18 protein-coding genes and 1 pseudogene are annotated in these 24,529 nt (G+C 67.3%); 14 read left to right on the top strand and 5 right to left on the bottom strand.

Going from position 1 to position 24,529, the window contains the following annotated elements:
* Positions 1 to 33: 33 nt before the first annotated feature.
* The 7 genes from AC10QF_RS04695 to AC10QF_RS04725 all read left to right on the top strand — a co-directional run bounded on the left by AC10QF_RS04695 (position 34) and on the right by AC10QF_RS04725 (position 8,695).
* Entirely contained in the window at positions 34 to 3,150 is a 3,117-nt protein-coding gene (locus AC10QF_RS04695; RefSeq protein WP_494541835.1) for a TonB-dependent receptor, read from the top strand.
* 52 nt (positions 3,151 to 3,202) lie between these two features.
* The gene (locus AC10QF_RS04700) at positions 3,203 to 3,967 is read left to right on the top strand and encodes a Slam-dependent surface lipoprotein (protein ID WP_065186511.1); all 765 of its coding nucleotides are present in this window, start codon (positions 3,203 to 3,205) and stop codon (positions 3,965 to 3,967) included.
* Positions 3,968 to 4,058: 91 nt separating this feature from the next.
* Positions 4,059 to 5,513, top strand: a complete 1,455-nt coding sequence (locus AC10QF_RS04705) for a surface lipoprotein assembly modifier (RefSeq protein ID WP_494541836.1) — start codon at positions 4,059 to 4,061, stop codon at positions 5,511 to 5,513.
* A 136-nt stretch (positions 5,514 to 5,649) separates the two neighbouring features.
* A complete protein-coding gene (locus AC10QF_RS04710) occupies positions 5,650 to 6,054 on the top strand; it encodes a response regulator (protein WP_494541943.1) in 405 nt (134 codons plus the stop codon).
* 9 nt (positions 6,055 to 6,063) lie between these two features.
* A complete protein-coding gene (locus AC10QF_RS04715; protein ID WP_494541837.1) occupies positions 6,064 to 7,650 on the top strand; it encodes a sensor histidine kinase in 1,587 nt (528 codons plus the stop codon).
* 70 nt (positions 7,651 to 7,720) lie between these two features.
* Entirely contained in the window at positions 7,721 to 8,062 is a 342-nt protein-coding gene (locus AC10QF_RS04720; RefSeq protein ID WP_447906360.1) for a type II toxin-antitoxin system prevent-host-death family antitoxin, read from the top strand.
* 3 nt (positions 8,063 to 8,065) lie between these two features.
* The gene (locus AC10QF_RS04725) at positions 8,066 to 8,695 is read left to right on the top strand and encodes an ATPase (RefSeq protein WP_049411566.1); all 630 of its coding nucleotides are present in this window, start codon (positions 8,066 to 8,068) and stop codon (positions 8,693 to 8,695) included.
* Positions 8,696 to 8,766: 71 nt separating this feature from the next.
* Here AC10QF_RS04725 and proP read toward each other — a convergent pair whose 3' ends face one another.
* On the bottom strand, positions 8,767 to 10,257 hold the full coding sequence (proP, locus tag AC10QF_RS04730; protein ID WP_494541838.1) for a glycine betaine/L-proline transporter ProP: 1,491 nt from the start codon (positions 10,255 to 10,257) through the stop codon (positions 8,767 to 8,769).
* Between the two features lie 569 nt (positions 10,258 to 10,826).
* On the opposite strand from proP, the gene AC10QF_RS04735 reads away from it, so the two are divergent.
* Together AC10QF_RS04735 and AC10QF_RS04740 are read left to right on the top strand one after the other, a co-directional pair.
* Positions 10,827 to 11,243, top strand: a complete 417-nt coding sequence (locus AC10QF_RS04735) for a host attachment family protein (RefSeq protein WP_005416741.1) — start codon at positions 10,827 to 10,829, stop codon at positions 11,241 to 11,243.
* Between the two features lie 5 nt (positions 11,244 to 11,248).
* Positions 11,249 to 11,572 carry a thioredoxin family protein gene (locus AC10QF_RS04740; RefSeq protein WP_329846721.1) on the top strand — a complete coding sequence of 108 codons (324 nt, stop codon included), beginning with the start codon at positions 11,249 to 11,251 and terminating at the stop codon, positions 11,570 to 11,572.
* Between the two features lie 59 nt (positions 11,573 to 11,631).
* Here AC10QF_RS04740 and AC10QF_RS04745 read toward each other — a convergent pair whose 3' ends face one another.
* Complete coding sequence (locus AC10QF_RS04745) at positions 11,632 to 11,877, bottom strand: hypothetical protein (RefSeq protein WP_494541839.1); 246 nt, start codon at positions 11,875 to 11,877, stop codon at positions 11,632 to 11,634.
* A 460-nt stretch (positions 11,878 to 12,337) separates the two neighbouring features.
* Between AC10QF_RS04745 and AC10QF_RS04750 the strand changes: the two genes are divergently transcribed.
* Positions 12,338 to 14,689 carry a GH92 family glycosyl hydrolase gene (locus tag AC10QF_RS04750; protein WP_494541840.1) on the top strand — a complete coding sequence of 784 codons (2,352 nt, stop codon included), beginning with the start codon at positions 12,338 to 12,340 and terminating at the stop codon, positions 14,687 to 14,689.
* Positions 14,690 to 14,950: 261 nt separating this feature from the next.
* Here AC10QF_RS04750 and AC10QF_RS04755 read toward each other — a convergent pair whose 3' ends face one another.
* A complete protein-coding gene (locus AC10QF_RS04755) occupies positions 14,951 to 16,324 on the bottom strand; it encodes a sensor histidine kinase (protein WP_494541841.1) in 1,374 nt (457 codons plus the stop codon).
* The gene (locus AC10QF_RS04760) at positions 16,317 to 16,991 is read right to left on the bottom strand and encodes a response regulator (RefSeq protein WP_494541842.1); all 675 of its coding nucleotides are present in this window, start codon (positions 16,989 to 16,991) and stop codon (positions 16,317 to 16,319) included. The genes AC10QF_RS04755 and AC10QF_RS04760 overlap by 8 nt, the downstream gene beginning before the upstream one ends.
* 62 nt (positions 16,992 to 17,053) lie before the next feature.
* Between AC10QF_RS04760 and AC10QF_RS04765 the strand changes: the two genes are divergently transcribed.
* From AC10QF_RS04765 to AC10QF_RS04775, 3 genes and pseudogenes are all read left to right on the top strand, one after another.
* Positions 17,054 to 18,301 (top strand): TolC family protein, encoded by a 1,248-nt coding sequence (locus tag AC10QF_RS04765; RefSeq protein WP_494541843.1) that lies wholly within the window; start codon positions 17,054 to 17,056, stop codon positions 18,299 to 18,301.
* Positions 18,298 to 19,470 carry an efflux RND transporter periplasmic adaptor subunit gene (locus AC10QF_RS04770; RefSeq protein WP_494541844.1) on the top strand — a complete coding sequence of 391 codons (1,173 nt, stop codon included), beginning with the start codon at positions 18,298 to 18,300 and terminating at the stop codon, positions 19,468 to 19,470. The genes AC10QF_RS04765 and AC10QF_RS04770 overlap by 4 nt, the downstream gene beginning before the upstream one ends.
* A pseudogene (locus AC10QF_RS04775) lies at positions 19,467 to 22,543 on the top strand (efflux RND transporter permease subunit). The gene AC10QF_RS04770 and the pseudogene AC10QF_RS04775 overlap by 4 nt, the downstream one beginning before the upstream one ends.
* Positions 22,544 to 22,708: 165 nt before the next feature.
* On the opposite strand, the gene AC10QF_RS04780 reads toward AC10QF_RS04775, so the two are convergent.
* Complete coding sequence (locus tag AC10QF_RS04780) at positions 22,709 to 23,452, bottom strand: SDR family oxidoreductase (protein ID WP_494541845.1); 744 nt, start codon at positions 23,450 to 23,452, stop codon at positions 22,709 to 22,711.
* Positions 23,453 to 23,558: 106 nt separating this feature from the next.
* Here AC10QF_RS04780 and AC10QF_RS04785 point away from each other — a divergent pair, with 106 nt between their 5' ends.
* Positions 23,559 to 24,512: a LysR family transcriptional regulator gene (locus tag AC10QF_RS04785; protein ID WP_494541846.1), complete on the top strand. Its 954-nt coding sequence runs from the start codon at positions 23,559 to 23,561 to the stop codon at positions 24,510 to 24,512.
* Positions 24,513 to 24,529: the final 17 nt, after the last annotated feature.

Here is a 24,529-nt window from a genome sequence, read left to right on the forward strand (position 1 = left end):
CGTGGTCCCGCCCCGCTTGAGGAGTTCCTGTCCATGCCGTCCACGGCATCCGCCTGTCATCGTCGCGCTACCGTCCTGGCCCTGGCCATCTCCACCGCATTGCTGCCGCTGGCCTGGGTGCCGGTGGTGCAGGCGCAAGCCACAGTGGCCGCACCGCTGCGCACTTACGCCATTCCGGAACAACCGTTGGCCGATGCCGTGCGCAGCTTTGGCCGCCAGGCCGATGTGCAGGTGGTCTTCCGCAGTGACCTGGTGGAGGGCCGTCGATCCAGTGCGGTGAACGGCGAGTACAGCCAGATGCAGGCCCTGCAGCAGCTGCTGCGCGGCAGTGGCGTGCGCGCCCAGCGCGGCCTGGACGGCACCTGGAGCCTGCGTGCCGCAGCGGAGGCGGGTAAGGGGGGAGGGGTGCGGGTGACCGAAACGCTGGATGTGGCCGGTCGCCTGCAGTCGGAAGGGGGCGAGGCCCGCGATCGGCGCGGCTACGACGATGTGTTCGCGCTGGACATGACCACCGCGTACTCGGGGCGCGACCGGGTGGAGCGCTACCGCGGCTCCAATCCGGCCGACGTGGTCAAGGATCTGGTCGGCGTGTTCAGCGGCGATGCGCGCAACAGCGGCGCGCTGGACATCAACATCCGCGGCATCCAGGGGCCGGGGCGGGTGCCGGTCAGCATCGACGGTGGCGAACAGGCGCTCACGGTCTGGCGCGGCTACAACGGCGTCAGCAACCGCAACTACATCGATCCCAACCTGATTGGTGGCATCCAGGTCATCAAGGGGCCAGGGCTGGTGCGCGATGTGCACAGCGGGATCGGTGGCGCGCTGGTGATCAAGACCATCGACGTCGATGACATCGTGGAAGCGGGTGAGCGCTTCGGCGGGGAGCTGAAGATCGAGGGCAGCAGCAATGCGGTGGCGCCACGCCTGCCGCGGCTGCATACCGGCGAGGATTACCGCACGGTGCCGGGGTTCCCGCAGGGCTCGCCCTCGGCACCGTATGCCGACAGCACGCTGCTGGTGCCGGTGAAGTCGCGCGGTTCTGAAGCCAATGTGTTCGCCGGGGAAGACCAGGCCTGGCGGCTGGCGTTGGGCCTGCGTGGCGAACACGTGGACCTGATGGCGGCCTATGCCTGGCGCAAGCGGGGCAACTACTTTTCCGGCACCCGGGGCGCGGCGTACTACGACCGGGATCCGCGCGAGCAGTTCGAGTACAAGGGCTTGGACTACATCACCACGCTGGCGCGCTACTTCAAGCCGGGCGATGAAGTACCCAACACCTCCAGCGAGCAGGAATCGTGGCTGGTAAAGGGAACCTGGCAGATCAGCGACGACCAGCAGCTGCGCGCGACCTGGCGGCGTACGCTCTCCCACTACGGCGAGGTCATGCCCTCGCGCATCCTGTCAGCGCCCGACTACGGTCGCATCCAGTGGCCGCTCAGCCGCGTCGATGCCGATGCCTGGAACCTGGAATACCACTGGCAGCCCGCCGGCAGCCGCTGGCTGGACCTGCGTGCCAACCTGTGGCGCACCGAAACCACAAGCGATACGTACACCGCTGGCGGCTTCCCCAATTTTGCCAGCAACCCCGACTGGAACCCCGGCAGCAGCCCGATCCTGCGCAATACCGCGCTGGCCAATGCCCGCAACGACCGCACCGGCCTGACCCTGAGCAACCGCTTCGCGTTGCATTCCACCCTGGACCTGACCGTGGGCGGCAACTGGCAGTTCGAGAAACTGCGCTCGGCGGACCCGTACTTCGGCGTCAGCGATGGCTGGCGCATGTACCCGCGCGCGGGGCGCCGCCAGGAAGGCGAGGGCTACCTGGTGCTGGACTGGCGGCCGATGGATTTCCTCTCCCTGAGTGCCGGCGTGCGCTACGCGCGCTATTGGGCCTTTGATGATTTCCTGCAGGAACACCCGGAGCTGATGACCACCTCGGTGTTCCCCAAGGAGGCCCGCTACCGCGTCAACGAACTGCCCGAACGCCCGGCCAGCCTGCAGGGCGAGATCGACGCCATCGAGTCGCAGCGCGAGTTCTGGGACAGCATCGGCATGGGCTTCATTGTTGATGATCTGCTGAAGGGCCTGCTGAGCAGGTATGAGACGCCGGTTGCGGTGGACCACGCCATTCCGTGGCTGCCGGATGCGGACGGCAATTACAGCCGTGCCAGCAACCCCTGCCTGAATGGCGAGGTGGCGGCCATTCCCGGGCTGTTGCCGGTGCAGGGGTCGCAGATCCTGTGCAGTATCCAGAGCGGGCGGCCGCAGACGGTGTCCGGGCGCAATGAGCGCAGGCGCGACCATGCCTGGCTGCCGACCTTCTCGGCTACCGCGCATTTCTCGCCCAATGCGCGCGCCTACGTCCGTTATAGCGAGGCGGTGCGTTTCCCCAGCATGTTCGAGAGCACCATTGCGTTCTCCAGCAGCCTGAACCCGCTGTACCCGCTCAAGCCCGAGCACGCCTACAACTACGAAGTGGGCTATGTGCGCAACCTGTCGGCGCTGTTCGGCAACACCGCTGATGCCGACGTGAAGCTGGCCTACTACGTGCACAAGACCCGCAACGTGATCGAGCGCGACGGCAATTTCCTGTTCGACAACCTGGACAAGCAGCGCATCCGCGGCGTGGAGCTGCAGGCGCGCTTCGACAACCGCCGCTTCTTCACCGACCTGGGCATCACCCGCACGCTGGAAAACAAGGTCTGTGATGAAAGCATGGCGGTGCAGCTCGACGCACTCGCCGGCAAGGTGCCCAACTGCGTGCAGGACGGCTTCGTCAGTGGCTACCTGCTGACCCAGGCCATTCCCCGCTTGTCGGTGAACGCGTCGCTGGGCACCCGGCTGTTCGATGAGCGCCTGGAGCTGGGCAGCCGCATCGTGCATTACCGGCGCCACCAGAACCCGGACCTGCAGGCCTACCGTGACCGCCTGTACGCCGGCAGTGGTGGCCTGATCTGGCAGAACGTGCCGTTCACCTGGGGACACATCACCACCGTCGATGCCTACGCGCGCTGGCGCATCAACGACCATGCCAGCGTCGAGCTGGTCGGCACCAACCTCGGCAACCGCTACTACGTCGACCCGGCCACGCGCTCCACGCTGCCGGCGCCAGGGCGCACGCTGAAGCTCGGTGTCACCGCGCGCTTCTGATGACCTGTTCTGTTGTTGTACCTGTAGTTCCCTCAACCCAAGGAGTAGTTCCATGAAGATGATCTCCCGTTCCGTACTGGCCATGGCCGCCACCTTCGCCCTGGCCGGTGCCGCCCAGGCCGCCGACATCGTCGGTGCGGCCAGCCCGGCCACCGATTCGCAGCTGTACGTCAAGGTCGGTGCCTCCGAAGTCAATGGCGGCCCGCACAGCGCAGGCAAGGCCGGCATCGGTGTCGGCACCGTCTCCAACGCCAAGCCGGTCGATTTCCAGGGCCTGGCCGCATACTCGGCCCCCACCACCGTGGGCAACGTGACCGTACGTACGCTGGCCATGCCGATCACCGGCACCCCGGGCAATCATGCCGGCATGGGTCACTTCAACTTCGTCAAGGTGGGCAGTGGCGATGTCTGGTTCGGTGAATGGTCCAAGGATGGCGCCGCAGGCGGCTTCAACAATCGCCAGGTGTACTTCGCTGGCGACCGTGCGGGCACCACGTTGCCCAGCGGCACCGCCACGTACGCGGTGGCCGGCCTGAACAAGTTCAACGGCAGCAACCTGCTCAGCGGAACCTTCGCCGCGAACTTCGGTACCGGCAAGCTGACCGGCGGCCTGACCGGTGGTGGCCAGACCCTGGCGATCAGCGCCAACATCAACAGCGCCGATGCATCCTTCGCCGGCACCGCCGTCGCCAACGGTTCGGTCACCGGCAACAGCCAGGGCCAGTTCTTCGGCGCCAACGCCGCCACCCTGGCCGGTATCGCTACGTTCGCCGGCAACAGCCAGTACGACACCGCCTTCGGCGGCAGCAAGAACTGATTGCCACGCCCCTGACGGGGCAGGGCAGGGACAAGCCGCGATCCGCCAGTCCCTGCTTCGGCCCGCTGCATGCACCGCCACGGATCGACCAATGCGCCACCCCATTTCCCTTGTGTTCCTGCTGCTTGTTGCCGCCGACGTGCGCGCCCAGCAGGACGATCTGCGCCGCGTGCTCGAACAGGGCAGTGAACTGCGCCACCAGCAGCAGGACCAGCAGCGCCTGCAGCAGGCCGAATCGCAACGGCCGACGCTCACCATCGATGGCCAGACCGTGCGGGTGGAGCGCACCGTCGATGATCTCGGCCAGGCCCTCTACCTGTCATTGCAGCATCAGCAGTGGCCGGCCGCTGCGGCGTTCCTGGCCGAATACATCGAGCTTCCGGGGCACGATCCGCTGCTGCGCCACTACGCGCAGGGTGCGTTGGCCCGCGTGGCCGGTGACCATTCGCGCGCCGCACAGGAGTACGAAGCACTGCTGGCAGCGCAGCCGGATTTCCTGCCCGCCCGCCTTGAACTGGCGCGCGTCCATGCCGAAGACCAGCGCGACCGCGAGGCGGTGGCATTGTTCGGTGCAATCAAGGCCGGTATCGACAGCAACGATCTGGCCACCGCGGGTGTGCGCGCACGCGTGGACAGCTATCTGGACGCGTTGCAGGCACGCAGGCGCTGGAAGGGTGCGGTCGCCGCCGGGCCTGCATGGAGCGACAACATCAACCGCAGTTCGGCCAGCCGCACCTGCCTGTTCGTCGTCGGCGACACCTGCCTGATCGAACGCACGCTACCCGAAGCGCAGCGCGCCACCGGCCTGGACTACGACGCCAACCTGGAACGGCGCTGGGCGTGGGCCGGCCATCATGGACTTTACGTGCGCGGTCTCGCTTTCGGTCAGGCATGGCGCGGGTACAGTGCATACAACGAGCTCAACGCCAGCGTGCAGGCCGGTTACAGCTGGCGCGGTGCACGGCACACCCTGCAGCTGGCGCCGAGCTATGACTTCCAGGCGCTGGGCAACCACGCCCTGCAGGGCGGCAGTGGTGTGCACGGCGAATGGCAGTACGCCCTGGACGCGCGCAGCCTGCTCAAGCTGGAGGCCGACTGGAAACGCCAGCGCTACCGGCAGCCGGGCCTGGCCGACAACTACGATGGCGAACTGGCCGCGCTGTATGCCACCTGGTTCCGCGCGCTCAACCCGCGCTGGACCCTGTTCGCGGGCGTGGACCTGACCGACAGCAGCGCAGCCGACCCGGCCAACGGCTACCGCCAGCACGGCCTGCGGCTGGGCGCGGCACGGCAGTGGAGTGGCACCACGGCCACGGTGTTCGTGTCGTTGCGTCACCGTGACTATGATGCCTGGAGTCCGTTGCTGCAGGCGCGCAGGCAGGACGATGAACAGAACCTGATCGCCATCGTGCGCAGCGAGCAGCTGGCGGTGGGCGGGCTGGTGCCCAGCCTGAGCCTGCGCTACGCCCGCATCGACAGCAACGTTGGTTGGCTGTACAGCCATGAGCGCAGCCTGCTCAGCCTGAAATGGGAGCGTGCGTTCTGAACGCACCGCTGCAATGCCGGAGTGAATGCGCCGCTGCTGCGATCTTCATCGATCATCACGCGCCCTTGTAGCCCGGTTCGCGCATCCTACGGCCGTTGCGGCGGAGGTGGGCCGCGTGTATCGAGGAGCGCCGGTCGTGCTGGACGCGGGCAACAAGCCAGAAGGCCTGAAAGGGTTGAGAGTACTGGTGGCGGAAGATGAATTCGCCATCGCGATGTTCCTGGTGGACTACCTGGAGCTGAAGGGTGCGCAGGTGGTGGGGCCGGCCGGGGACCTGCAGGCACTCGGCCGGCTGCTGGATGACAACCCCATCGATGTGGCCCTGCTGGACATCAACCTCGGTGGTGAACAGGTGTACCCGCTGGCCGACCGGCTGGCCGAAGCGGGTACGCCGTTCATGCTGACTTCTGGCTACGATGACAACCTGCCCAGCCGCTTTGCGGATGCGCCCCGCTGCACCAAGCCCTATCACATCGAGGCCCTGGTCCAGCAGCTGGCGGGACTGGTGGCGACGCCGCAGGCCCCTGCGGGCATCGCCTGATTGCGCGGTATGTCGCGTCGCACCGAAGGCCTCCAGGCCGCTGAGCGCCCGGCGGGCATGCCGCCGTCGCTGCAGGCGCATGCGCGCCATGACGGCATGGCCGCCCGGATTGCCCATCACGATTGGTCATCCACGCCACTGGGCGCGATCGAACGATGGCCACCGCACCTGCGCGCCACGATCGACCTGATGCTGGCGCATGGCTTCCCGATGATCGTGCTGTGGGGCGAGCAGCTGGTACAGCTCTACAACGATGGCTATGCCGAGATCCTGGCTGACAAGCATCCTGGCGGACTGGGCCAGCCGACGCGCGAGTGCTGGCCCGAGGTCTGGCACATCAACGGCCCGATCTACCAGCGTGTGTGGCAGGGCGAGACCATCACCTATGAGGACAAGCTCTATCCGCTGGCGCGACGGGGGCGCTTGGAGGATGTCTGGTTCACCATCACCTACAGTCCCATACGCGGAGAGGACGGGTGCATCAGCGGCGTGCTGGTGACCATGTTCGAAACGACGGCTGCGCACGTCGCGCAGGCGGCCCGCGAACGCGAGGAACAGAGGCGCCGTGAGAGCGACCGCCGGTTGGCGCTGGCCTTCAAGGTGCTGCCGGTGGGTGTCTGCATTGTCGACGCCGACGGCAACCTGCAGCTGTCCAACGACCAGATGCGGACCTATCTTCCCACCGGCAAGGTGCCCTCCACGGATCGCCCCAACCACTATCGGTGGCAGGGAGTGCATCCCGATGGCTCGCGCATCGAACCCCACGATTTCGCCATCGCCCGCGCCCTGCGGGGGGAGACGATGGTCCCGGGCCTGGAGTTCCAGTTCGTCCATGACGACGGGCGCGCGCGCTGGACACGCGTCGCCGCCGCACCGCTGCGTGATGCCGATGGCGGGGTGAGTGGCGTGTTCGCGATCGCCGTGGACATCGACGACCTCAAGCGTGCCACCGAGCGCCAGTCGGTGCTGCTGGCCGAACTGCAGCATCGCGTGCGCAACATCATGTCGACCATCCATGCCATTGCCTGGCGGACCCGCGTATCGGTCGGCAGCGTGGACGAGTATGCCGAGCGCCTGTGCGCGCGGCTGATGTCACTGGCGCGCACGCAGAGCCTGTTGACCCGTGGCGCCAATGTAGGGGTCTGCCTGCGCGGCATGCTCGAGGAGGAGATCGCGGCGCAGACACCGGCGGCCGCCGCCTATCATCTGCAGGGTGAGGATGTGCTGTTGCCACCGAAGGCGGCCGAAGTACTGTCGCTGGCCATCCATGAGCTGGCCACCAATGCGCTCCGGCACGGCGCGCTGGCCCACGGGGACGGGCGGGTCGATGTCTGCTGGCACCTGCAGGTGCAGGACGGGCAGCCGTGGCTGGGCCTGCACTGGTGCGAGCGCCATGCCGAGGTGGAGGGGTGGGAGATGCCACGCCAGCGAGGCCTGGGCCGGGTCCTGATCGAGCAGCGGGTGCCCTATGAACTGGCCGGCAGCGGCGAGCTGAGCTTTACCCCGCAAGGGCTGGATGCCTGGATCCGCTTCCCGCTGCGCGAGCGCGACAGCCTGCTGCAGACCGACGCCCCCGACGCTGGGGCGCCGGGGTGAAAAGGGATTTATCCCCAATTTGGCCAAATTGGGTATAGTGGCTGTCATCCACCCTGTCTGGAGCCGTGCCATGACCCTGCCGCTGGATCTGCCTGGCCTTGAAAAAGCCCCGGCCTCGTCGGTGAAGACCCGGGGCTGGCCGAGCCTGATGCGCACCGTGCGAGAGAAGCAGGCGCTGGTCATCACCAACCACAACCACCCGGAAGCGGTGATCGTGGACATCCGCACCTACCAGGAACTGCTGGCCAAGGCTGCGGGTGGCGATGCCGGTGAGCGCAACGAAGAGCTGCTGCGCCTGCGCAGCGAATTCGACCAGAAGCTGGCCGGGCTGCAGCGCGGGGAGGGGCTGGGCAAGGTGGTGGGCCAGCCGATCCGCCGCGGCCGCAAGGTCACTCTCGGCCGTCCACTCTGACCGATGGGGCGGATCCTGGTGCTGGCCGGCGTCAATGGCGCCGGCAAGAGTTCGCTGCTGGGCACCTGGCTGGACGCCGATGGGCTGAGCTGGTTCAACCCGGACTCGTTCACCCGTCGCCTGGTCGACGCCGGCTGGCCGCTGCCGGAGGCCAACGCCGAGGCCTGGCAGGAAGGCACCCGCCGCCTGCGCCAGGCCATGGCCGATGGCACCGACTTCGCCTTCGAGACGACGCTCGGCGGCAACACCATTCCGCGCCTGCTGCGTGAGGCCTGCGAACGGCATCAGGTGGCGATCTGGTTCTGTGGGCTGGCCGATGTCGAACTGCACATCGCCCGTGTGGCTGCACGTGTGGCGGCCGGTGGCCACGATATCCCGGAGGAGAAGATCCACGCGCGTTTCGATTCCGCGCGCGCGAACCTGCTGGAGCTGCTGCCGCACCTGGCCGAACTGCACGTCTACGACAACAGCGCGCCGGCCGACGCGCAGGGCTGCGTGGTGCCGCTGCCGGTACTGGCCATGGCTGCAGGCGAACTGCAATACCCGATTGCGGTAGCCGACCTGCTGCACACGCCCGGCTGGGCCAAGCCCATCGTGATGCGTGCGATGGAATTGAACAGCCCGCGCGATTGAGGGCGCGTGCGTTGTAGCGCCGAGCCCATGCCCGGCTGATCCCCGAAGAGCAGCCGCGCGCGGGCCCAGCTCTACAACGCCGGCTTCACCTGCTCGGGCTCTGAAGCCTCCGGCAGCGGCGGCAAGGTCGGGTCCACCGTCACCGGCGCATCGCTCTTCAACAGCGCAGCCGCTTCCCGTTCGCTGCCGACCGCCGGCGGTGAACCGCGCAGCGGCAGGCCGGCGGTCTCCTTCACGAACAGCATGGTCACCAGCCCGATCACCGCCGCGCCCATCAGGTAATAGGCCGGCACCAGCGGGTCGCCGGTACGTTCCACCAGCCACGCAGTCACCAGCGGCGTGGTGCCACCGAACAGCGACACCGACACGTTGAAGGCGATCGACAGCGCGCTGTAGCGCACCGGGGTGTAGAACAGCGCCGGCAGCGTGGACGGCATCGAGCTGGTGAAGCACACCAGTGCCAGCCCCAGCAGCATCAGGCCGAGGAAGATCAGCCCGTCGCTGCCGCTGCCGACCAGCAGCAGGCACGGAACGGCCAGCACCAGCAACGCGATGCACGCACCGATGATCATCGGGCGCCGGCCCAGCCGGTCACTGAACAGGCCGCCGACGATGTTCAACGGCATCATCACCAGCATCACGATGATGATCAGCAGCAGGCCCTTGCTCTCGGCATAGCCCATGGTGACGCTGAGGTAGCTGGGCATGTAGGTCAGCAGCATGTAATCGGTCACGTTGAACACCAGCACCAGGCCCATGCATACCAGCAGCTGGCGGCCATGCACCTGGAACAGGGCGCCCAGCCCGGGCCGGTCGTGTTCGCGCTTCTCGGCCTCCTCGGCGAAGGCGCGGAACGCCGGGGTTTCCTCCAGCTTCATGCGCATGTACAGGCCGAGCAGGCCCAGCGGGCCGGCCACCAGGAACGGAATGCGCCAGCCCCAGTCCAGCATCTGCTCGCTACTCAGCAGCATGTGCAGCGCGGTGACCGTACCGGCGCCGGCGATGTAGCCGCCCAGCGTGCCGAACTCCAGCCAGCTGCCCATCAGGCCGCGGTTGCGGTCAGTGGAATACTCGGCGATGAAGGTGGCCGCGCCCCCATACTCGCCACCCGTGGAAAAGCCCTGCACCACGCGCGCCAGCAACAACAGCACCGGCGCCCAGATGCCGATGCGCTCGTAGGCGGGAATCAGGCCAATGGCGAACGTGCCCAGCGCCATCAGGATCATGGTGAACGCCAGCACTTTCTGGCGGCCGTAGCGATCACCCAGCGGCCCGAACACCAGGCCGCCCAGCGGCCGCACCAGGAACGCTACGGTGAAAGTGGCGAAGGCGGCGATCACCTGCGCGGTGGGATTGCTGGAGGGGAAGAAGACTTGGCCGATGGTGACGGCAAGATAGCCGTACACACCGAAATCGAACCATTCCATCGCGTTGCCCAGTGCAGCGGCGCCAACGGCGCGCTTGAGCATGGGTTTGTCGACCACCGTGATCTCATCGACCTTCAGGTGGCGGCGGCGCTTGAACCAGCCGAAATGGGCGTATGCATCGGGGGTGTCCTGCATGGGGGCTCCCTTGTAGGCAGAAGAGGGGAAATGAGCGGTGAGGTAGGTCCCGGAAATCGGAAACGGCGATGCAGGCGCAGTTGGCGCAGGGGCATCGGTGAGTGGCGTGGGGGCCGGGGAATGTGTGCAGGCACGACGCCACGCGCACGGCAACGCACCGCCGCAACGGGGGAAACGCAGCAACGGGATCACAGCGGTCGCGCAATCAGCGGCCGGCGGTCACAGCAGCGTGGGGAGTGCAGGCCGAGGGCCTGCGGGCGTCATCCGCCAGGATCCAGCGCGAGGCGGTGGAAGGGCAGGGCGGGAGCCATCGTGGCAAGCGAAGCGCCGGTCGGCAGTGCTTCCCACGTAACAGGTGCGCCCGTCACGTAGTGGGTCGTGTCGATCATCCGTTCATCATAACGGCATCGGCGTGAGCATGCAGAGAAGCGGGCTGATCTGCACGCTGTGTTCCATCACGCCTGTTCATCCGCGCAGCGTGCAATGACATGCGTTGAACGAACTCTGGCCGCAGCGCTCACGCAACGCTGTCTACGGTAGCGCTGAACGCAATCGAGAAGGAGCACCGCATGACCCCTCGCATTCCAGAAGGTACGCTGATCATCGTCGCCGATGGTGGTTCGGCCCGCGTGTTCACCAACGTCGGCAACGAACATCAACTGGCGTTGAAGCAGGAAGGCGAACTGCGCCTGCAGGACATCAGCGAGCAGGGTGTCTCCGGGCAGGGGCCGGCCGGCGCGGTGCCGAAAGACATGTCCATTTCGCAGCTCAACGAGGCGACGTTCGCCAAGCAGGTGGCGGAGCAGTTGAACGAAGATGCGCTCAACAACCGCTTTGCACACCTGGTGCTGGTGGCAGACCCCACCACGCTGGGCCGTATCCGCCCGCTGCTGCACAAGGAGGTCCAGGCCCGCCTGCTGGGCGACATTGCCAAGGACCTGACAAACGCCCCGCTGGCGGATATCCAGAAAGCGTTGGCGGCGTAACCGGCATGCCGTTCATGCGTGACTACCCGGCGGCGGAGCCCGCTGGCGCGGACGTGGACGCGCAGGCGGGCTGGCTGCTGCTCGAGTTCGGTGCACCCTGGTGTGGTCACTGCCAGGCCGCGCAGCCCGCACTCCAGGCGTTTGTGGACGCCTACGATCTGGTGCACTGGAAGATCGAGGATGGCAAGGGAAAGCCACTGGGGCGTGCATTCAAGGTAAAACTGTGGCCCACCGTGGTGCTGTTGCATGACGGCCAGGAGGTGGCGCGGGTGGTGAGGCCGATCGACAGCGCAGACCTCGCCACCTTGCAGGGCGCATTGCCGGGCTGAGGGCAGCAATCGCTGCGTGCGGTGCGCACGGCGCCGAGCAGGTTCGGCTGCATCGCGGTCTAGTGATAGGTCACCTTTTCCGCTTCCGCACACAGCTTCTGCAGCAACGACCGACCATGCTGGCTCAGCATGACCATCGCGTTGGCGATCTCTTTGGCGTTGTAGTCCATCGGTGCGGGTGGCTTCGGCTCGGGGCCGTACTGCTCGCCGATGAGGATGGCCATGCCTTCGGCACTGTTGAGGGCATGTTCGATACGCTGGAACAGCGATTCCATGGCCGGGCTGAGCGGACGCGTGTGTTTCATGCGGAAACTCCTTGGGTGCGAGGGCCACCGCAAGGGTGGCGGGCGATGCGTGCTTGGAACTCCCGGAAGGAACAGAGAAAACCGGAGGGCCTGACGGCCACACGCAGCGCCCGCCGCAGTTACGACGAGCTATCTCTGTCCTTCTTTTCGGGGGTTCCAATCCCGGCAGCGGGATGTCCGCTGCGGCGCCATCCTGGGCAGATCGAGGCGCTGCGCGCCAATTGATGGTTCGTCTCGCTTTGTCCCGCTCCGAAGGCGCGGTCTTTCAGAAGTGCATGTGTGGACATCCATTGCCGTATTGGCACCGATCTGGAAGCGGGAAACCGGAAGGCTATGAGGCGATTCGTCGTCCGGCCATGCAATTACGTGCAAATCATCGTGCCGGTTCCGGCGGCCGCACTGCAGCATGCGACAGGGCAGGGCTGGTGCTAGGATCGGACCACTACCTGAATCGATCCAAATGCCGATGCCCACGCTGGACCGTCGTCTCCTGATCGCTGTCGCCGCCACGGCGATGTTCGCTTCCGGCCTGGCCAGTGCGGCCCCAGCCAGAACCGCCGCCGACAAGGCATACGCCTCGGTCGACCCGTTCATCGGCACCGGTGGCGAGGGCCATACCTACCCGGGGGCCACAGTGCCGTTCGGCATGGTCCAGCTCAGCCCGGACACGCGTATCCAGCCGCGTGAAAAGGCCTATGGCTGGGCGGCGGGCTACCGCTATGACGACAGCAGCATCGTCGGCTTCTCGCATACGCATTTTTCCGGCACCGGTCATTCGGACCTGGGTGACGTCCTGCTGATGCCCTTCACCGGCAATCCCGGGCTGGAGCGCGGCGATCCGGAGAAGCCGCGCAGCGGTTACGCCTCACGGTTCCGCCACGCTGACGAGAAGGCCGAGCCGGGCTACTACGCAGTCACCCTCGATGACTACAAGGTGCGTGCCGAGCTGACCACCAGTGCGCGCGTGGGCGTGCATCGCTACGCCTTCCCCAGGGGCACCGACGCCAAGGTGCTGCTGGACATGCGTACCAGCATGTACGACTACCCGGGCAAGGTGCTGTGGTCGCGGGTACGGGTGCGCGCCGACGGTACGGTGACCGGCTTCCGCGAGACGCGCGGCTGGGCGCCGGGCCGCCAGCTGTATTTCGCGATGCGTTTCTCGCGCCCGCTGGCCGGGCATGAGCTGCACAACACCGAGCAGGACATCGTCTACAAGGGCTTTCCGCCGCCGGGCGAAAAGGACCCGGCACAGCGCGCCCAGATCGAGGGTCGTCAGCTGGTTGGTACGTTCGCTTTCGGCAAGCTCGATGCACCGCTGGTGGTGAAGGTGGCGATCTCGCCGGTCAGTGAAGCCGGTGCCATCGCCAACCTCGACGCGGAAGTGGCCGACTTCGATTTCGACCGCGTGCGTGCACAGGCGAAGCAGGAGTGGACGCAGGCACTGTCCGTGCTGGACATTGACGCGCCGGAACATGCGCGGCGCAGTGCCTATACCGCGCTGTACCACACGATGCTGGGGCCGACGCTGTTCATGGATGCCGATGGCCAGTACCGCGGCGCGGGCAATGCCGTGCACAAGGCCGATGGCTTCACGCACTATTCGACGTTCTCGCTGTGGGACACCTACCGCGCGCTGCACCCGCTGCTGACCTTGGTGCAGCCGGGAAAGCGCAACAGCGACTTCATCAACTCCATGCTGGCCCACCACGAGCACAGCCCCTACGGCATGCTGCCGGTGTGGTCGTTCCACGGCCTGGAGGACTGGTGCATGATCGGCTACCACGCCGTGCCGGTGATCGCCGATGCCTACGTGAAGGGCATTCGTGGCTTCGACGCCGACAAGGCGCTGAAGGCAATGGTCGAGACCGCCAATTACGGCCCTTACGACGGCATCGCGCAGTACCGTGAGCTGGGCTATGTGCCGATCGACGAGGAAGGCGAAGCGGCCAGCAAGACGCTGGAGTACGCCTTTGATGACTGGACCATCGCACGCATGGCGCAGGCCATGGGCAAGGCCGATATCGCGGCGACCTTCGACAAGCGCGCAGGCAACTGGCGCAATGCCTTCGACAAGGACACCGGCTTCATGCGCGCACGCAAGCGCGATGGCAGCTTCCGCACGCCGTTCGACCCGAGCGCCAGCGGCTACGGCACCGACTACACCGAAGGCAACGCCTGGCAGTACTCGTGGTACGTGCCGCAGGACGTCGCCGGCCTGGCCGCCGCGCACGGGGGCAGCGACAAGCTGCTCGCGCGCCTGGACGAGGTGTTCAACGCCAAGGTGGATCCATCGATCTTCGAGCACATGGAAGACATCACCGGCCTGATCGGCTGGTATGCGCATGGCAACGAGCCGAGCCACCACGTGGCCTACCTGTATTCGTACGCGGGCCAGCCGTGGCGCACCCAGGCGCGGCTGAAGCAGATCATGGATACCCAGTATGCCGACCGTCCCGATGGCCTGGCCGGCAACGATGACGTCGGCCAGATGTCGGCCTGGTATGTGTTCACCGCGCTGGGCTTCTACCCGGTGGCACCGGGCTCGGGCGAGTACATCCTGGGCCGTCCGTTCCTGCCCAGGACCGCGATGCGTCTGCCGAACGGCAAGACGTTCACCATCGTGGCCGAAGGGCTGGATGACGCGCACACGTATGTGGGCAGCGTGACGTTGAACGGCAAGCCGCTGCAGCGTACCTTCCTGCGCCACGACGAGATCCTGGCCGGTGGCGAACTGCGCTTCAGCATGCAGGCCGAGCCGAACAAGGACTGGCCGGGGCAGGGCGCGCAGGCGCCGTATTCGATGAGCCAGTGACGATGGGCGGCGCGGCATTGCCGCCGTCATTGCCCTGCACTTGGTAGGTGCCAACCTCGGTTGGCACGCGGGAGGTCAAGGGCACCCACCAAGGTTGACCGCTACCAGGGCATGCCTGTCGAGCAACCCCGCTTTGGTGCGTGCCAACCTTGGTTGGCACTCGGGAGATCAACGGCGCCAATCAAGGTTCGCGCCTACCAAGGCATGCCGCCAATGGCAGCCGAGCGTGGGCTCGGCTCTACAGGGGGTGTTCGGTAGTCGTCAGGAGAACCGCAGGCTGACCCGCGCGCCGCCGATGGGGGCGGTACCGATCTTCAACATCGCACCATGCCGTTGCGCGATCTCGGCCACGATCGCCAGCCCCAGCCCGCAGCCGTCGCCCTCGCTGCTGGCCCGGTAGAAGCGTTCTGTGACGCGCGCGCGTTCGGCTTCGGCGATGCCGGCGCCGTCATCGTCCACCCATACCTGCACGCCGTAGGTTCCCTGCCGAACGCCGAGGGTGATGACTCCGGGCGTGGCGCCGTAGCGCAGCGCGTTGTCCAGCAGGTTGCCCAGCGCCTCGCGCAGCAACTGCGCATCGCCCTGTAGCTGCACGCCGTCGTCGGGTCCGTCGTAACCCAGGTCCACGCCCGCCACCAATGCGCGGTCGGCATATCGCTCGACCACGCCACGCGCCAGCGCGGCCAGATCCAGAGGCTGCAGCGGCAGTGCGCTGCCCTGTGGATCTTCCGAGCGGCTGAGCATCAGCAGCTGGTTGACCAGGTGCTGCAGCCGTGCCAGCCCGGCCAGCGTGCCGGACAACGCCAGCTGCTGGGCCTGCGGATCCTGGTGGCGGAGTGAGCTCTCCAGCTCCACCTGCATTGCCGCCAGCGGCGTGCGCAGCTGGTGCGCGGCATTGCTGACGAAACGCCGTTGCGCGGCCTGCATGGCGTCCAGTCGTTGCAACAGCGCGTTGTAGGCCTCCACCGCCGGCCACAGCTCGCGTGGCGCCTCCTGCGCGGGTTCCAGGGGCGCCAGTGGGTCCGGGCGGGGGCTGGCCAAGCGCCGCGCCACCTGGTTGGCATGGCGTGCGGCCGCGCCGGTCCCGGACCAGGCCAGCCACGCGGCCAGCGTGAGGATCGCAGCCTGGAACGGGATGCTGGTCAGCAACAGCTTGCGCTCCAGCCGGTGGCGCTTGCGCAGCGTCTCGGCTACGCGCAGCCGGATATCGTGGCCCGGTCCGGCACTGACGAGGACTTCGACCATGCGCACCGGCTGCCCGCGTAGGCGCGCATCGTAATAAACCGCGTCGTCGCTTGATGCGGCGGTGGCCGGGCGCGGCAGCGCTTCGGCCAGGTCGCCATACAAGCGTCCACCCGCAGCATCGACCACTTCGCCATGCACTTCGTCGGCGGTGTCCCAGCTGAACATACGTGACACCGCGGGCGTGATCTCGATCGAGGCATGACCCTCCTGCACCGTCACCAGCTCGGACAGGGACATCGCCGAGTCCAGCAGCCAGCGGTCATAGACCTGGCCGGCATAGAAGCGCGCCAGCGCGAAGGAACCCACCGCGCTACACATCAGCAGCACCAGCAGTGGCAGCCACAGGCGGCGCAGCAGCAGGCTCCGCAGGCTGTGCACGCGCTCAGTCACCGCTGGCCTCCAGGCGATAACCCAGGCCACGCAGCATGCGGATGCCGACGCCGGCACGCGCCTGTTCCAGCTTGCGGCGCAGGCGACTGACATGCACTTCGATCACCGACAGGTTGGCGTCGTGGTCCCAGCTGTACAAAGCGTCGAACAGGCGCTGCTTGGTCACGGTGCGGCCGGGATGCTGCATCAGTGCCTCGACCAGCGACAGCTCGCGGGCGGTCAGTTCGATGCGCTGGCCGTCCACCTGCGCCTCATAGCGGATGCTGTCGAAGCACAGGCGGCCCAATCGCTTCTGCGCCGGTGCGTCACTGCGGCGGCGCGACAGCGCACGCAGGCGCGCTTCCAGCTCGCCCAGTGCGAACGGTTTGGCGAGATAGTCGTCGCCACCCCGGTCGAGGCCGAGGATGCGGTCCTCCACGCCGTCGCGCGCCGTCAGGATCAGCACCGGCAGGATCACACCGTCGTTGCGCAGGCGCGAGAGCAGGTCGAGGCCATCGACGTCGGGCAATGAAAGGTCGAGCACCATCACGTCATATGGCGCGCTGGCCAGTGCAGCGGGTGCATGCAGCCCGCGCGAGAGGTGGTCGCACAGATGACCCGCGCCCTGCAGGGCACGGATCAGTCCATCGGCCAGGGCGGCGTCGTCTTCGATCAGCAGGATTCGCATTGCAAGCTTCGTGCAAGGTTGGGGCAAGATTGGCGCAAGTGCGTCACCTTACCGTGACGCGCATGAATTTCTTCCCTTGCCTTGCGGCTGTGTTGGCCGCCCTCCTGTGCGCACCTGCGGCGTCGGCACTGTCCCTGCAGGAGGCGCAGCGCGCCATGGAAGCACACAACCCGGACCTGCGTGTGGCGGCACTGGCGCTGCGTGGCGTGCAGGGCGACGCGCAGACGGCGGCGCTGCGTCCAGCGACCGAGCTGTCGATCGGCACCAGCAAGCTCAGCCCCAGGCACGGCGTCGGCCCGGGCCGCTGGCAGGACAAGCGGATGGACAGCACCGTGGGCCTGGGCTGGACCTGGGAACGCGGTGGCAAGCGCGCGTTGCGTATCCGCCAGGCCGATGCGCTGCTGGAGGTGGCCGGGCTGGAGATGCTCGATGCGCGGCGTCGCCAGCAGGTGGCGCTGCATGAGGCCTACTTCGGCCTGAAGCGCGCGCAGGAGCGGGTGCAGATTGCCGAGGCCAACCGCCAGAGTTCGGCCGAACAGATGGCGGCAGCCGACAAGCAGGTTGCCACCGGGGCGATGGCGCCGGTCGACCGCGCGCGGCTGGCGGTGGACGACCTGGCGGTGGCCGACGCGGCGCGCGAGGCGGCCCTGGATCTGCGCGATGCGCGGCACGCGCTGGGCCTTCTGCTCGGGCGTGACGACAGCGGTGACCTCAGCGCCGATGACCCCTGGCCGGACCTCGCAGGCGTTGCCGCAACGCGCGCGTTCGATCCGCAGCAGCGTGCCGATCTGCGCGCAGCGCGTTCGCGCCTGGCCGCGGCCGATGCCGGTGTAGCACTGGCGCGCAGCGAGCGCCATCGCGATGTCCAGCTGGGTGTGGAAGCCGAACGCGAGCCGACCGACATCAGCGGTGTGACCTGGGGCATGTCGTTGACCATTCCACTCGGTGGCCCATCGCGTGCACGCGGCGCGATGCAGCGTGCCGAGGCCGACCGTGATAGTGCGGCGCTGGAACTGCAGGTGCTGCAGCGCGAAGCGCGCGCCGAGCTGGACCAGCTGCAGGCCGGCGCGCAATCCGCCGCGCAGCGCCGCAGCGACTACGAAGGACTGCAGTCCGACGCCGCGCGCAAGGCGGTACAGGGCATCGAACTGGCCTACCGCCGTGGTGCCGCCAGCCTGACCGATCTGCTGGATGCGCGCCGCAGTTGGCGCGAATTCGAGGCCGCGTTGATCGAAGCGCGTGCCGACCACGCCATTGCCCTGGCGCGCTGGGAAGCGGCCACATCCGTTGTTGAAGGAGAGTCCCGATGAAGTCCACCGTCGCCCGTCGCCTGCGTGCGCGACATGCCGTGCTGCCGGCCCTGCTGGCGCTGGCCCTGCTGGGCGGCTGCGGCCGCGAACCGGCGTCGTATACCGAGGACGCGCCGCAGGTCAGTGCCGGCCAGATCCAGTTTCCAGCCGGCAGCCCCCAGCTGGACGTGCTGCGCAGCGAGGCGGTGACCGCCGGCGCCAGCGCCAGCCTGCAGCTGCCGGGCCGGGTGGCCTGGGACGAGACACGCTCCAGTGCACTGCGCACGCCGTTGCCGGGTCAGGTGGCGCGCATCGAGGCGCAGCCGGGGCAGAGAGTGAAGGCAGGGCAGGTCATCGCCTGGATCACCTCGCCGGAGTTCGGCCAGGCCCAGGCAGAGGGCGCGCGTGGCCGTGCCGAACTGCAGCAGGCACGCAAGGAGCTGGAGCGCACCCGCGAGCTGCACGCCGCGGGAGTGGCGTCGGGCCGTGAACTGGATGAAGCCGAAGCGAACCTCGCTGGCAGCCAGGCTGATCATGCACGTGCGACTGCCTTCGCCAGGGCCTACGGCAATGGCCAGCGCGTGGACCAGCGCTTGCCGCTGCGCGCGCCCATTGATGGCGTGCTGGTGGAGCGGCGGATGAACCCGGGCATGTCGGTCAGTCCCGACAGCGAGCAGCCATTGGCAGTGATCGGCGATCCGGACCGCCTGTGGCTGCTGCTGGATGTTCCTGAAAGCCTGGCAGGGCGGTTGAAGGCCGGCATGCAGGTGAGCGTGCCCGGCGCCGATGGACAGCCGCTGCAGGCGACCCTGCAGCACGTGGATGACTTCATCGACAGCGAACGCCGGGTGGTGCAGGCGCGTGCCGAGCTGGACAACCGCGCACGTGGCTTCAAGGCCGGGCAGTACGTGCGCGCCCAGGTGGCGTTGCCGTCCGAGGGCGGTGTCTCGCTGCCCGACGCCGCGGTGTTGCTGATCGACGGAAAGCAGGTGGTGTTCGTGGAGGAAGGCAAGGGCCGCTTCGTGCGCCACGCGGTGCACGCCGAGGAGCTGGGTGACGGCCGCCTGTGGGTGCGTAAAGGCCTGGCGCCGGGCAGCAGAGTGGTCGTCGAGGGTGGCCTGCTGCTGCAACAGCTGATGGACAGCGCGCCGGCAGCCGTCAGCACCGGCACGGGGCGCGCCGCCCCATGATCGATCGCCTGATTGCCTATTGCCTGCGCCAGCCGCTGATGGTGATGCTGGCGCTGCTGCTGTTCATCGGCGCTGGCATCGCCGCGTTCCGCGTGCTGCCGGTGGAAGCCTTCCCGGATGTGTCCGACACCCAGGTGACGGTGGTGTCGCTGCACCCGGGCCGTGCCGCCGAAGAGGTGGAGCGTGAGGTGACGATGCCGCTGGAAGTGGCGCTGTCCGGCATTCCGCATTCGGTGCGGGTGTTCTCGCATACGCAGTTCGGCCTGTCGATGATCATCCTGACCTTCGACGACAAGGCCGATGACTACTTCGCACGCCAGCAGGTGCTGGAGCGCCTGCAGGGCGTGGAGCTGCCGGAAGGGGTGACCCCGGAGCTGGAGGCGATGAGCTCGGCGGTGGGCGAGATCTACCGCTATGTGCTGAAAGGCCCGCACCTGACCCCGACCCAGCTGCGCACCGTGCAGGAATGGACGATGGAGCGTAGCCTGCGCACCGTTCCTGGAGTGGCCGATGTGATCAGCTTCGGTGGCTTTGCGCGCACCTTCCAGGTCAAACCGGATTTGGACAAGCTGCGTGACCGCGGCATCAGCCTGGGTGAGTTCGCCGAGGCGCTGGAGAAGGGGAGTTCGAACGCGGGCGGCGGCTATGTGGAACGCGGCCAGCAGCAGTTCCTGATCCGTGGTGTGGGCCTGATGCGTTCGCCGGCCGACATTGGCAACGTGGTGGTGGCGCAGCGCGGTGGCACGCCAATCCTGGTGCGCGACCTTGCCGGTATCGCCGATACCGGCCTGCCGCGGCAGGGCCTGGTCGGCCAGGATGACAATGACGATGCGGTGTTCGGCATGGTGCTGATGCGCAAGGGCGAGAACCCGTCCGACGTGCTCGACGCCCTGCATGCGCGCATCACCGAGATCGAAGCCAACCAGCTGCCGGCCGGGGTCAGCATCGAGCCGTTCTACGACCGCTCGTGGCTGGTCACGACTACGCTGAAGACGGTCTTCCGCAACCTGCTGGAAGGCGCAGTGCTGGTGTTCCTGGTGCTGTGGCTGTTCCTGTACAACGCCCGGGCCGCGCTGATCGTGGCGGCGATGATGCCGCTGGCCCTGCTGTCGACCTTCCTCGGCCTGCATCTGTGGGGCGTGCCGGCCAACCTGCTGTCGCTGGGTGCGATGGACTTCGGCATCATCATCGATGGCGCGGTGATCGTCACCGAACACATCGTCTCGCGACTGTCGAAGCTGCCGCCGAACGCTGACAGGAAGACGCGCTTCTCTACCGTACTCTCGGCAGCCTCCGAAGTGGGGCGCCCGACGTTCTTCTCGATGCTGATCATCATCGCCGCACACATCCCGATCTTCACCCTGCAGCGCCAGGAAGGCCGCATGTTCGCACCGATGGCGTACTCGGTGACCTCGGCGTTGATCGGTGCGTTGATCCTCGCACTGACCGTGGTGCCACTGTTCTGCTACTGGTGGCTGCGCCGCGACCGCATGCGCGATGGCAATCCGCTGATGGACCACCTGACCGGCTGGTACAAGCCGATCCTGGAACGCGCACTTGCCCGTCCGCGCGCGGTGGTGCTGACTGCGGTTGTGCTGCTGGTCGGTACGCTGGCACTGGGCACGCGGCTGGGATCGGAGTTCCTGCCCGAGCTGGACGAAGGCTCGATCTGGCTGACCGCCACGCTCGACCCGAGCACCAGCCTAGCCGAGGCGCAGCAGCAGTCGCGGCGCATCCGTGAGCTGGTCGGCACGTTCCCGCAGGTATCAACGGTGGTGGCCAAGCTGGGACGCCCGGAAGACGGCTCCGATGCCAAGGGCGCCAACCAGATCGAGGCGCTGGTGGCGTTGAAGCCTGAGAAGGAATGGCCGAAGGGCGTGGACAAGCGCCAGCTGGTGAGCGATCTGCAGCGCACGCTGGAGCAGCGCATTCCGGGACCGGAGTTCTCGATCTCGCAGCCGGTGCGCGACAACATCCTGGAGAGCATCTCGCAGATCAAGGGCCAGGTGGTGATCAAGGTCAGCGGCTCGGATCTGGACGTGCTCAACCAGCAGGCGCAGGCGATCCTGGGGCAGGTGCGTGGCGTGGAGGGCGTAGAGAGTGCTTCATTGATCGTGACGGCTCATTGCCGCAGCTGCAGATCGAGATCGACCGCGATCGTGCGGCACGCTATGGACTGAATGTGCGCGACATCGACGAGGTGATCGAGACCGCACTGGGCGGGCGCCAGGTTGGTGAACTGTGGGAAGGTGACCGTAGGTTCCCGATCACGCTGCGCCTGGACGACGCCGACCGTGACCTGCAACGGTTGCGCACGGTCCCGGTGGGCATTGGCGATGGCCACACCGTGACGCTGTCCGACGTCGCCGATTTCCGCATGGCCAGTGGCGCGATCAACATCTCGCGTGAGAACGCACGGCGGGTGAAGGCGGTGAGCATCTTCATCGCCGGCCGCGACATGGGCAGCGTGGTGGCCGACATGCGCAAGCGCGTGGACGCCAGCGTGCAGCTGCCGGACGGCTACCGGCTGGAGTGGTCCGGCGAGTTCGAGAACCAGCAGCGTGCGATGAAGCGGCTGGGCTGGGTGATTCCGCTGTCGGTGCTGATCATCTTCGTGCTGCTGTTCGATGCCTTCAAGGACATCAGCAGCGCTGCGCTGATCCTGGCCAACGTGCCACTGGCGATGATCGGCGGCATCCTCGCCCTATGGCTCACTGGCATCCCGCTGTCAGTGTCGGCGGCGATCGGTTTCATCGCGTTGTTCGGGCAAGCAGTTCTGAACGGCGTGGTGATGCTCAGTCGCTTCGCCCAGCTGCGCGAGCAGGGCATGGACCTGCTGCAGGCGGTGGTGCAAGGTTCGCTGCAGCGCCTGCGCACGGTGCTGATGACCGCACTACTGGCGATGTTCGGCCTGCTGCCGATGGCCACCTCGCATGCGATCGGTGCCGAGACCCAGAAGCCGCTGGCGGTGGTGGTGATCGGCGGCCTGCTGTCGGCGATGCTGCTGACCCTGCTGGTGCTGCCTACGCTGTACTACTGGGTACACCAGCGTCGCGAGGCCCATGGCGCCTGACCTGCCTGTAGCGCCGACCCCACGCTCGGCTGCTTCTGGCCTTCGCGCGAAGAGCAGCCGAGCGCAGGCTCGGCTCTACACCGGCTTTGCGTCCTGCGTGGATTCGATCAACCGCCACGGGTTCCCAAGCAGATCCACGCCATGCGTGGATGCCGTCCGCGCGACCTAGACCATCCCGCCGTTGGCGCGCAGCACCTGGCCATTGATCCACCCGCCATCCGTGCCAGCCAGGAACCCCACCGCGCCGGCGATGTCTTCCGGCGTACCCAGCCGCTCCAGCGGGTTCATCCTCGCCAGCCGCTCGATCAGTTCCGGCGATTTTCCCTCCAGGAACAAGTCGGTGGCGGTCGGGCCGGGGGCCACTGCATTCACGGTGATGTTGCGCCCGCGAAGCTCCTTGCTGAGGATCGCGCCCATGGTCTCCACCGCCGCCTTGCTGGCGGCGTACACGCTGTAGTTCTCCAGCCGGATGCCGACCACGCTGGTGGACAGCGTGACGATGCGCCCGCCGTCGCGCACCCGTCGTGCACTTTCGCGCAGCACATTGAAGGCGCCCTTGAGGTTGATGCCGATCACCCGATCGAACAGGGCGTCGTCTGTGTCGGCCAGCGGCGCCAGCTGCAGTACGCCCGCGCTGTTGACCACCACGTCGATGCCGCCGAAGCGGTCTTCGATGGCATCGAACAGCTGCCGCACTGCCTGCGGATCGGCGACATCGGCCTGCAGCGCGATGGCCTGCGCACCGGCTGCGTTGAGTTCGGCCGCCAGCGCTTCGGCGTCGTCGCGGCGCCCTGCATAGTTGATGGCGACAGCGTGGCCATCGGCGGCGAGCCGGCGGGAAATGGCGGCGCCGATGCCACGGGAGCCGCCGGTGACCAGAGCGACAGGGCGGGTGGGGGAGAGGGTCATGGTGGCTTCCAGTGGGGCACGCCGGAGTGGCGCAGGACTATCTTCGCGACATTGCCCGTTCGGATAATCCTGCATAATCCGCCAACATCATCCGGATCACCGAACAATGGATCGCTTCACGGCCATGCGCGCCTTCGTCCGTATCGTCGAGCGCCGCAGCTTCACCCGGGCCTCCGAAGACCTCGGCCTGCCACGGGCCACGGTGACCGACGCGATCAAGGCACTGGAACAGCGGCTGGGCGTGCGCCTGCTGCACCGGACCACGCGGCGGGTGGTGCCAACGCTGGAAGGCGAGGCCTTCTATGGCCGTTGCCTGCGCCTGATCGCCGACATGGATGATGCGGAGGCCGCGTTCCGTGACGCGCCGCCGCGCGGCCCGTTGCGCATTGAAGTGCATGGCACGCTGGGCCGGCACCTGCTGTTCCCGCACCTGCCGCAATTCCTGCAGCGCTACCCCGAGATCGAACTGGAGGTCAGCGAAGGCGACCGCTATGTTGACCTGCTGGGCGAAGGCGTGGATGCGGCGTTGCGGGTCGGGACGCTGGCCGACAGCGATCTGGCGGCGCGGCGGTTGACGATGCTGCGCGAGGTGACGGTCGCCTCGCCTGGCTACGTGCAGGCCAGGGGCGTGCCGGGCAGCATCGATGCCCTGCAGGACGGCCACCAGATGGTCGGCTACCGCTCCAGCGCCAGCGGCCAGCTGATTCCGCTGGAGTTCCAGCAGGGCGGGCAGGTGCGCTACCTGCCGTTGCCGGCGCGGGTGCGTGTGTCCGGCGCGGATGCGTTCCTCGGTGCCGCGCTGGCAGGCCTGGGCATCATCCAGGCACCTCGCTACCGGATGGACCCGTACATCGCGCGCCGGCAGCTGGTGGAGCTGCTGCCGGAGGCGCCGCCGACGCCGAGTCCGTTGAGCCTGGTCTACCCGCGCAATCGCACGCCGTCGCCCCGGTTGCGGGTGTTCGTCGACTGGGTGGCCGGAGTGTTCGACTCGTTCGAGGATGCCGGCCAGCGGCCGGCACTACCGACGCAGCACGCGAAGCTGTCCGACCGCAGGGGGTAGTGCCGGCCGCTGGCCGG

This window comes from Stenotrophomonas maltophilia complex sp. Om-AH-Sm3 (assembly GCF_059337855.1).